The organism is Azospirillum formosense, from assembly GCF_013340925.1.
In the GTDB taxonomy this organism is placed as follows: Bacteria; Pseudomonadota; Alphaproteobacteria; order Azospirillales; family Azospirillaceae; genus Azospirillum; species Azospirillum formosense.
In genome coordinates, this window is the sequence record NZ_WHOR01000035.1 from 22,078 (window position 1) to 31,885 (window position 9,808).

A 9,808-nucleotide genomic window follows, 5' to 3' on the forward strand; every position below is an offset into this window, starting at 1 on the left:
GCGGTTTGCGTGGATGGTCCGGGTTGCGGTGGCGAGCAGACCGGGTGTTGCCCACATGGAAGGAGCATGCAGAAGTTCTCTTTCCTTCCGGGCTGCCGCGCGCTTCAGATCGAGCGTGGCAGCCGCGGCTCCCTTGTCATTCTCGCAGAGTCATTCTCGCAGACAGTCGCCGAGGCAGTGCCCGTTGCCCGCACTGTGGCGCCATCAGCCGCGTGGTGCACAGCCGGTACCGGCGACCTCCCCCGGCCAAGCAAAAGCGGTGCATCTCTGGCTGCGACAGCACCGAAGCGTTCCGGCGGAGACGACGCCCCACCGCCGGCACAAGGAGACGCCACCCCCGTCGGCCAGCCCACCAACCCTGCTGTCGCCCAAGCGTTTGGCCCGGGCTCTGGTAAAGCCGGCCGAAGCGGAAAGCGACCATGCCGCCGCCGGACTGGAGGCTTGGCTCATCGAGGCGAGTTCCTGCGGTATCGCGGCGGTTCAGACGTCCGCTGCCGGTTTGGAGCAGGATGGCGCTGCCGTTCGGGCGGCACTCAGATTGCCATGGAGCAGCGGGCAGGCTGAGGGGCAGATCAACCGCCTCAAGCTGCTCAAGCGTCAGATGTACGGCAGAGCCAGCCTGGATCTGCTCCGGAGACGAACCCTCCTGGCGGCGTGATCCACGCAAACGGCGCAAGAACCACCGAAACAGGGCAAGATCAGCTTGTTCTTGCGTCAGAGGAACGGGCCGCCCTCAAGGAAGGCCTCGATCCGCGCCTCGTCGGCGGCAATGTCGAAACCGGCCCGCGCCATCCAGGCGTCGTCATGATAGGTGTTGCGGTAGCGCTCGCCGGAATCGCAGATCAGCGTGACCAGCGAGCCGGACCGCCCGGAGTCGCGCATCCGTCCGGCGATCCAGCACAGCCCGAAGAAGTTGGTCCCGGTGGACCCTCCGACCATCCGGCCGAGCCGCCGCGACAGCACCCTCATCGCCGCCAGCGAGGCCACGTCGGGCACCTTGATCATCTGGTCGACGACGTCGGGGATGAAGGACGGCTCGACGCGGGGCCGCCCGATGCCCTCGATGCGCGACCCGCGCTCACAGGTGAGCGCGGCGTCGCGGTTGACGAAGCTGTCGTAGAAGACCGAATGCTCTGCGTCGGGAACGCACAGCCGGGTCGGCAGATGGCGGTAGCGGATGTGGCGCCCGATGGTGGCGGCGGTGCCGCCGGTGCCGGCGCTCATCACGATCCAGTCGGGCACCGGGTGGCGCTCGCTGCGCATCTGGCCGAAGATCGACTGGGCGATGTTGTCGGTGCGCCAGTCGGTGGCGCGCTCGGCGTAGGTGAACTGGTCGAGATAGACGCCGCCCAGCCGCGCCGCCAGCGCCGCCGCCTCGGCGTAGATCGCCTTGGAGGATTCGACGAAATGGCAGCGCCCGCCGTGCAGCTCGATCGTGGCGATCTTCTCGTCCGAGGTGCCGCGCGGCATCACCGCGTGAAAGGGCAGACCGAGCAGCCGGGCGAAATAGGCTTCCGACACCGCGGTGGAGCCCGACGACGCCTCGATCACCGGCGTCCCCTCGCCGATCCGCCCGTTGCAGATGGCGAACAGCAGCAGCGACCGCGCGACGCGATGCTTCAGGCTGCCGGTGGGGTGGGTCGACTCGTCCTTCAGGTAGACGTCGATCCCGGCCAGCTCCGGAACGTCGAGCTTCAGCAGCGGCGTCTCGGGCGACCGCGCCGCCTCGGTCTCCAGCAGCCCGATCGCGCGCCGGGTCCAGTCACGGCCGGTGGCCTCGGGCAGCGGGGTGTAGTCGAGGCGGAACGGCTGACGGATCGAACCGGCACCAGGGGAGAACGGCACGGTCTGCGCGGAAGCGGTCATGTCACCCTCAAAGCGCGATGACGGCGTCGATCTCGACCGACGCGCCGAGCGGCAGCGCCGACACCTCGACGGTCGAGCGGGCGGGAAACGGCGCCTGGAAGAAGCCGGCATAAACCTCGTTCACCGCCTTGAACTGGGTAAGGTCGGTCACGTAGACGGTCATCTTCACCGCCTTCGCCAGGCTGGTGCCGGCGGCCTCGGCGATCGCCGCGATGTTGGTCAGGCTGCGCGCCGCTTGGGTGGGCGCGTCCGGACCGGCGAAGGTCCCCGTGGCCGGGTCGAGCGGCAATTGGCCGGAGACGAACAGCAGTCCCCCGGCGACGCGGGCCTGGGCGTACGGGCCGATGGCGGCCGGGGCTTTGTCCGTGGCGATGGTGTCGCTCATCTTCCTGATCTTTCCTGGTTTGGCCCTGTGTCGGCATGCGGGTGCATGCAAAATCCTCAAAACGAAAAAGCTTTTCTCCCGGCGGGTCAGATGAGCAAAATCATCCGTCCCAACCGCGAAGGCCCCGAGCAACTCCGATGACCATCGACGCCACCGACCGGAAGATCCTGGCCGCCCTCCAGGCCGACGCGACCCTGTCGCTCGCCGACCTCGGCAAGCAGGTCGGCCTGTCCGCCACCCCCTGCTGGCGCCGCGTGCAACGCCTTGAACAGGAAGGCTATGTCCGCCGCCGCGTCGCCTTGCTGGACCGGGCCAAGCTGAACGTCGACGTGACCGTCTTCGTGGCCGTCCGAACCAGCAAACACTCGGCGGAGTGGCTGGAGGAGTTCCGCCGCGTGGTGGCCGACATACCGGAGGTTGTTGATCTCTACCGCCTGAGCGGCGAAATCGATTATCTGCTGCGGGTGGTCATTCCGGACATCAAGGCCTACGACGCATTTTACCGAAAGCTCATCGAGCGCATCGAGCTTCAGGATGTCTCGTCTATGTTCGCCATGGAGGAAATGAAGTCGACAACGGAAGTCCCCCTTTCTTACGTAAAAACCCAGACCAGCTAGAATTTTACTTGCTGGTTTTCTTCTTAGACTCATGCTTCGGTGATTTTCGCGAAGCCCCTGTGGTGATTTTCAATATCGCATGGTTCACATGAGAATTTTTTACTTTTTTGGCTGAGAAGCTGCTTCACTATAAAAAAAATTTCCACGATGAAAGCAATTTGTAGAAATTCATTTCTCCCGGCTACCGGTGTGCGAACGGATCGGGCGTTTGGCCTCAATAACCCTCTCTCCTCCGGGGGAGAGGAGACTTCAAATGCAATCACCCTGCGCTTCGCACCCGTTGCCTATTGCCTGCGCAAAGCGGCCAGTCTATATGCGTCATGTCTCACTGAATGAGACGTTGAAACCGCCAAGGCAGGCGAACCTTGAAGACGCGCAGCACGCTGACTCCCGACACCACCGCGACCGACGACGCGGCCAAGCCGAAGGCCGCCACCGACCGGACCTTCGCCATCCTGGAGCTGGTCGCGTCGGCCTCCGGCCCGCTGGCGGTCAAGACCATCGGGGCGACGCTCGGCCTGCCCAAGCCGACCGCCCACCGCCTCGTCAACGGCCTGATCGACAAGGGGCTTCTGGCGCGGGACCTGGAAACGCGCGACGTCATCATCGGCGTCGAGGCGGCGCGGCTGGCGGTCGGCATCCTGCGGGCCTCGCTGTCCCGCGCGCCGGTCCGCTCGGTGCTGCGCGCGGTCAGCGCCGAGCTGGGGGAGACCTGCAACGTCGGGGTCCTCGACGGCGGCGACGTCGTCTATCTCGACCGCGTGGAGGTGGAGCACTGGCCCCTGCGGCTCCAGTTCGGCGTGGGATCGCGCGTGCCGATGCACTGCACGGCCATGGGCAAGCTGTTCCTCGCCACGCTGCCGGACGCCATGCGAATCCGCCTTCTCGCCTCCGGACCCTTCTCCGCGCAGACCGCCCACACCCTCACCGACCCGCAGGCCCTGGCCGCCGAGTTGGAGCGCATCGCCGCGCGCGGCTACTCGCTCGACGACGAGGAGTATGTGGTGGGCGTGTTCTGCGTGGCGGTGCCGATCCTCTCCTCCACGGGCCGGACGGTGGCGGCCATCGCCGTGCAGGCCCCGAAGGTCCGGCTGTCGCACGACCGCGTCGAGCAGGTCCTGCCCATCCTCCGCCGCGGCGCCGAGGCTCTGTCCGCGCAATTCGGATAGCACCCTACCCCATCGTTCTTCAAAGCCGGACGTTTCATAGCCCGAGCCGCGGGATGGCGGCGGGTCATGCCCCCGTATGCATGAATAATTGGGCACACGAACTTTTTGGGCTTGCGCGACCCAGGACCCTGTGAGTTAATGATACAAATCGTATCGCTGAATGAGACCAAGAGGCCGAGCGATACGCTTCCAGTCACGGGGAGGAACGATGACGCGGAAGATCGCCCTGGGCTCCGCTCCGTTGCGGGAGCCCCGCGAACCGACAACCGAAGACGCCGCCGACACCAACTCCGGTGATCGCCGGCCGCTCGCCGACCGCGTCCTGGCGTTGCTGGACGCGGTGGCCGGGGCCGGACAGCCGATGGCCGTCAAGGACATCGCCGAGAAGCTGGCCCTGCCGAAGCCGACCGCGCACCGGCTGATCGCCATGCTGGAGGAGCGCGGCTTCCTCGCCCGCCCGATCGACGGCCGGCTGGTGACCGTCGGCCCGAAGCTGCGCACCCTGGCGCTCAACACGCTGCGCAGCTCCCTGGGCCAGGCGCCGTCGCACGCCCGGCTGCGGGCGCTCAGCCTGGAGCTGGGGGAGACCTGCAACATCGGCGTGCTGGAGGGCGGCGACGTCGTCTATCTCGACCGCGTCGAGGTGGAAGGCTGGCCGCTGCGGCTGGAGTTCGGCGTCGGCTCGCGGGTGCCGCTGCATTGCACGGCGATGGGCAAGCTGTTCCTCGCCTTCCTGCCGGAACTGCCGCGGCGGCGCCTGCTGGATTGCCTGCCGCTGCCCCGGATGGCGGCGGCGACGCTGTGCGACCCCGCGCTGTTCCGCGCCGAGTTGGACAGCATCGCCGAATGCGGCCATTCCCTGGACGACGAGGAATACATGCCGGGCGTCTTCTGCGCGGCGGTGCCGATCCGCGACGGCGCGGGACGGATGGTCGCCGCCCTGGCGGTGCAGGCGCCGAAGGTCCGGCTGTCGCGGGAATCGGTGGCCGAGCGCCTGCCGGTCCTGCACCGCGCCGCAAGCGACATGGCCCGCGCGCTGGGCATCGACGCCGCCCCGGCCGAGCCGGCCCTCACACCCTAAGGAAGACGGACGCCATGGCAAGGACGCTTGAGACGACCGCCGCCGGATGCCCGGCCCGGCTGATGGCGCGCAGCGCCGTCTTGGAGCCGGTTCCCACCGCGGTGGTCGCCGCGGGGTCGCCGGTCGCGCTGGAAAGCGCGCGGCGCGCCACCGCCCTCGGCCTCATCGAGCCGGTGCTGGTCGGCGATCCGGTGGCCATCGCCGACAGCGCCCGCCGCATCGGCTGGACGCTCCACGGCGCCTGCGTGGTTCCGGCCAGGGACGACGCGGCGGCGGCGCGGATCGCGGTGGCGCTCGCCCGCTCCGGCGATGTCGGCGCGCTGATGAAGGGGCACATCCACACCGACACGCTGATGCTCGCGGCCCTCGACCCGAAATGCGGGCTGCGCACCGGGAGCCGCTTCACCCACGCCTTCCACATGACGCTTCCCGGATCGGGACGCGAGCTGGTCATCACCGACGCGGCGATCAACGTGGCGCCGTCGCTGACGACCCGGCTGGACATCATCCGCAACGCGGTGGAGCTGTGGCGGCTGGTCGGCGGCAGCGATCCGCGCGTGGCGCTGCTCTCCTGCACCGAGGAGGTGACCGAGCGCGTGCCCTCCAGCATGGACGCCGACCGGCTGACCCGCCTGTGCCAGCAGGAGGTGCCGGGTGCTACGGTGTTCGGGCCGCTGGCGCTCGACCTCGCGGTGTCCGCCGAGGCGGCGCGGATCAAGAACCTGTCCCACCCCTGCGCCGGGGCCGCCGACATCCTGGTGGTGCCGAACATCGAGACCGGCAACGCCCTGTTCAAGGCGCTGGTGCATTTCCTGGACGCGGTCGCCGCGGGCGTCGTGCTCGGCGCCTCGGTGCCGATCGTCCTCACCTCGCGCGCCGACCCGCCGGCGGCCCGCATCGCCGCCGCCGCCATCGCCCAGATCATCGCCGGGCGCCGCCGCTCCGCCACGCCGGGCGCGCCCTACCCCACCACCACAGCCAAGGGAGGCGCCGCACCCGGCCTGCACGCCTGACGGTCAAAAAACGAACCCCGCCAAAAAAACAAGCCCTGGGAGGGAATGCAAATGCTCCGCAACGCCTTGACGCTCACCGCGGCGGTGGCCGCGCTGCTGTCACCCGTCCTTTCATCCGCCCCCGCGCGCGCCGACGACTACCCGTCGCGCCCCATCGAAGTCATCGCGACCTTCGGGGCCGGCGGCGGCGCCGATCTGATGGCGCGCCAGTTCGCCCGCCTCGCCGAACCGCATCTCCACGTCGCCATGCCCGTCGTCAACGTGTCCGGGGCGTCGGGCAACGCCGGCCTGACGCGGGTCCTGACCAACCCGGCCGACGGCTACACGGTCGGCACGCTGATCGCCCTGTCCGTCTCCTCCTGGGCGTCGGGCCTGGGAACGGCGAAGCCGGACAATTTCGTCTATGTGGCGATGATGCAGAACTCGCCGTCGATGCTCTACGTCTCGAAGAACAGCCCCTTCAAGACCTACGAGGAGTTTGCCGCCCACGCCAAGGCCAACCCCGGCAAGCTGCGCGTCGCCACCTCCGGCTACGGCACGCAGGACGACATCACGCTGAAGTATCTGGGGACCCAGGGGGTGCCGGTGACCAACGTCCCCTTCGCCCGCCCGTCGGAGCGCTACGCCTCGCCCATCGGCGGCCACACCGACGCGATCTACGAGGAGCCCGGCGACGTCGCCCAGTTCCTGAAGTCCGGCGACCTGCGACCGATCGTCGTGTTCGACAAGCAGCGCCACCCCTCCTTCCCCGACGTGCCGGCCTCGGCGGAGCTGGGTCTGGACATCGGCGACCTGCCGAACTTCCGCACGCTGGCCGTGCCCGCCAACACGCCGCCCGAGCGCGTGCAGAAGCTGCACGAGGCCGCCGCCAAGGTGCTGGCGAGCCCGGAATGGAAGACCTTCTGCGCCGACACCTACACCTGCGTCGACACGCTGGTGACGCCGGACCAGGCCAAGGAGGAGGTCAAGGCCTTCTACGAGACGGTGAGGGGCTATCTGGACCGCTTCGCGACCAAGACCGTCGGCCAGACGCCGGGCTGAGCCCGGTTCCGACGCCGCCCCACCCGTTTCATCGCTCTTCAGGGAGGGAACCGTGACTCCCCTGTCCCATGGTCTTCGCCGGCTGGCGACGCCCGCGGCCCTGCTCTTCGGGTCGCTTCTTCTCTCGCAACACATCGTGCGCGACAGCACCATGATCGCCGGCCTGCCCGACCCGGTGGGACCGACGGGATGGCCCCGGCTGATGCTGGGCGCGGTCGGGCTGTGCGCCCTGATCTGGATCGCCAGGGAACTCCTGGCGCTGCGCCGCGCCGTCCACCAGCAGAAACCGGTCGACGAGGAATACGAAGGCTACGCCCATGGCCGGGCGATGATCGGGCTGGGGCTGGTCATCCTGTACGGCGTCGCCCTGCCGCAGCTCGGTTTCCCGGTCGCCACCCTCGCCTTCGTCGCCCTGTGGTGCGTCATCGGCGGCATCCGGCGTCCGCTGACGCTGGCGCTGGTCACCGGCATCGGCTGCGTGGTGCTGCTCTACATCTTCGTCCTGCTCGCCCAGATGCCGCTGAACCGCGGCCACGGCGTCTTCGACGACTTCACCGTCGCGCTCTACCGCCTGCTCGGCATCTACTGAGCCGGCCACCGGAAGGATCGTCCCATGGATATCCTCGCCAATCTGGCCGGTGGCTTCGCCGGCGCCCTCGACCCGTACAACTTCGTCCTCCTCGTGTCGGGCCTGATGATCGGGGTGGTGGCCGGCGCGCTGCCGGGCATCTCCTTCGTCAACGCCATGGCCATCGCCCTGCCCTTCACCTACCTGCTGCCGCCGGTCACGGCGATGTCCTTCCTCGGCGGCATCTATGTGGGTGGCGTGTTCGGCGGCTCGATCTCCTCGATCCTCATCAACATCCCCGGCACGCCGGCCTCGCTGCCGAGCTGCTGGGACGGCTACCCGATGACACGCAAGGGCCTGTCGTCGCGCGCCCTGAGCATCGCCATCACCGCCTCGGCCTTCGGCGGGCTGGCCAGCGCACTGTTGCTGACCTTCGGCGCCCCGCCCTTCGCCAGCTTCGCTCTGAAGTTCGACCAGCCCGAGTTCTTCGCGGCCACCATCCTCGGCCTCGTCAGCGTCATCGCGATCGCCAAGGACGCGCCGCTGATGAGCGCGGTCTCGATGTTTCTCGGCCTGCTAATCGGGACGGTCGGCGTCGATCCGATGTACGGCATGCCCCGGCTGACGCTGGGCGTTCCCGACCTGGAGAGCGGCATCAACTTCACCGTCGTGATGATCGGCCTGTTCGCCATCGGCGAGGTCGTGGACCTGATCTGCAAGCGGGCCGGCGGCGCCCGATCCATCGCCACGAAGCCCGGCAAGCAGATCGGCCTGTCCGACCTGTGGCGGATCAAGTCCTCCATCCTGCGCGGCACCGGCCTCGGCTGCACCATCGGCGTCATCCCCGGCGCCGGGGCCACGGTGGGGTCGGTCATCGCCTACAGCGTGGAGAAGCAGGCGTCGGGCAAGGGCGACCGCTTCGGCACCGGCGTCGAGGAGGGGCTGGCGGCCCCGGAGGCGGCCAAGAACGCCACCACCGGCACCGCCATGATCCCGCTGCTGACTCTGGGCATCCCCGGCAGCGCCGCCACGGCGATCATGCTGGCCGCCATGCTGATCCACGGGCTGAACCCCGGCCCGCTCCTCTTCACCTCGAACGCCACGCTGGTCTACACGATCTTCGCCAGCATGCTGATCGCCAACCTGCTGATGATCGTCGCGGCGATGGGCGTGGCGCGGGTCTTCTCGACGCTGATGCGCGTGCCGCCGGCCATCCTCGGCGCCTTCATCATCGTGCTCAGCGTCGTCGGCGCCTACGGCGTGCGCAACAACCTGTTCGACGTCTACGTCTGCCTCGCCTTCGGCATCGCCGGCTACGTCATGAAGCGCACCGGCTTCCCGCCCGCCCCGCTGGTGGTCGGCGTGATCCTGGGGCCGCTGTGCGAGCGCTACTTCCTCACCTCGCTCGCCAACTACGACGGCAACATGACGGTCTTCTTCACCCGCCCGATCAGCGGCACGATCCTGGCCCTGGCCGCCGCCTTCCTCGTCTGGTCGATGTGGCCGTCGGGCAAGCCGCTGCTCCGCCGGCCGCCCAAAAACCCGACCCACAAGGACCCGCCGCAACGGGTGCTCAAAGCCTGACCGTCCGAACCAAAGAACGAACCTTCAGGGAGAGAGACAAGCAACCATGGACAACATCATGCTCGACCGAACGCCGGCCAGCGCCGACCAGGAGGCCGTCGCCGCCCTCGTCGCCCGCGCCCGCGCCGCCCAGCGCGCCTTCGCCGACGCGACGCAGGAGCAGGTGGACGACGCCGTCGCCGCGCTCGCCTGGTCCATCTACGAGCCGGGCCGCGCCCGCGCCCTGGCGGAGCTGGCGGTGGCCGACACCGGTCTCGGCAACGTTACGGACAAGATCACCAAGAACCAGCGCAAGACCTTCGGGACGCTGCGCGACCTGATGCGGGTGCGCACCGTCGGCGTGATCGAGGAGGACACCGCCAAGGGCATCGTCAAGATCGCCAAGCCGCTGGGCGTCGTCGGCGCCGTCACCCCCTCCACCAACCCGGCGGCCACCCCGGTCAACAAGGCGATGATGGCCGTCAAGGGCCGCAACGCCATCATC

General features: G+C 68.6%; 11 protein-coding genes. 9 read left to right on the plus strand and 2 right to left on the minus strand.

Annotation, left to right across the window (positions count from 1 at the left end):
* Positions 1-55 precede the first annotated feature (55 nt).
* Positions 56-658 carry a transposase gene (locus GBZ26_RS30990; RefSeq protein ID WP_425547885.1) on the plus strand — a complete coding sequence of 201 codons (603 nt, stop codon included), beginning with the start codon at positions 56-58 and terminating at the stop codon, positions 656-658.
* A 56-nt stretch (positions 659-714) separates the two neighbouring features.
* On the opposite strand, the gene GBZ26_RS07300 is transcribed toward GBZ26_RS30990, so the two are convergent.
* Together GBZ26_RS07300 and GBZ26_RS07305 are read right to left on the minus strand one after the other, a co-directional pair.
* Positions 715-1,866 carry a PLP-dependent cysteine synthase family protein gene (locus tag GBZ26_RS07300; protein ID WP_174438271.1) on the minus strand — a complete coding sequence of 384 codons (1,152 nt, stop codon included), beginning with the start codon at positions 1,864-1,866 and terminating at the stop codon, positions 715-717.
* Between the two features lie 7 nt (positions 1,867-1,873).
* Positions 1,874-2,251, minus strand: a complete 378-nt coding sequence (locus GBZ26_RS07305) for a Rid family detoxifying hydrolase (protein WP_174438272.1) — start codon at positions 2,249-2,251, stop codon at positions 1,874-1,876.
* A 137-nt stretch (positions 2,252-2,388) separates the two neighbouring features.
* Between GBZ26_RS07305 and GBZ26_RS07310 the strand changes: the two genes are divergently transcribed.
* The 8 genes from GBZ26_RS07310 to GBZ26_RS07345 form a co-directional block, all read left to right on the plus strand.
* Positions 2,389-2,868, plus strand: a complete 480-nt coding sequence (locus tag GBZ26_RS07310; RefSeq protein WP_103040629.1) for an Lrp/AsnC family transcriptional regulator — start codon at positions 2,389-2,391, stop codon at positions 2,866-2,868.
* 365 nt (positions 2,869-3,233) lie between these two features.
* Positions 3,234-4,037 (plus strand): IclR family transcriptional regulator, encoded by an 804-nt coding sequence (locus tag GBZ26_RS07315; protein WP_174438273.1) that lies wholly within the window; start codon positions 3,234-3,236, stop codon positions 4,035-4,037.
* 208 nt (positions 4,038-4,245) lie between these two features.
* A complete protein-coding gene (locus GBZ26_RS07320) occupies positions 4,246-5,118 on the plus strand; it encodes an IclR family transcriptional regulator (protein WP_174438274.1) in 873 nt (290 codons plus the stop codon).
* A gap of 14 nt (positions 5,119-5,132) precedes the next feature.
* Positions 5,133-6,131: a bifunctional enoyl-CoA hydratase/phosphate acetyltransferase gene (locus GBZ26_RS07325; RefSeq protein ID WP_174438275.1), complete on the plus strand. Its 999-nt coding sequence runs from the start codon at positions 5,133-5,135 to the stop codon at positions 6,129-6,131.
* Between the two features lie 51 nt (positions 6,132-6,182).
* Complete coding sequence (locus GBZ26_RS07330) at positions 6,183-7,172, plus strand: Bug family tripartite tricarboxylate transporter substrate binding protein (protein WP_174438276.1); 990 nt, start codon at positions 6,183-6,185, stop codon at positions 7,170-7,172.
* A 52-nt stretch (positions 7,173-7,224) separates the two neighbouring features.
* Entirely contained in the window at positions 7,225-7,761 is a 537-nt protein-coding gene (locus GBZ26_RS07335; RefSeq protein ID WP_174438277.1) for a tripartite tricarboxylate transporter TctB family protein, read from the plus strand.
* 24 nt (positions 7,762-7,785) lie between these two features.
* Positions 7,786-9,324 carry a tripartite tricarboxylate transporter permease gene (locus GBZ26_RS07340; protein WP_035683062.1) on the plus strand — a complete coding sequence of 513 codons (1,539 nt, stop codon included), beginning with the start codon at positions 7,786-7,788 and terminating at the stop codon, positions 9,322-9,324.
* 46 nt (positions 9,325-9,370) lie between these two features.
* The coding region (locus GBZ26_RS07345) for an aldehyde dehydrogenase family protein (protein WP_174438278.1) at positions 9,371-9,808 on the plus strand (438 nt) is incomplete at its 3' end.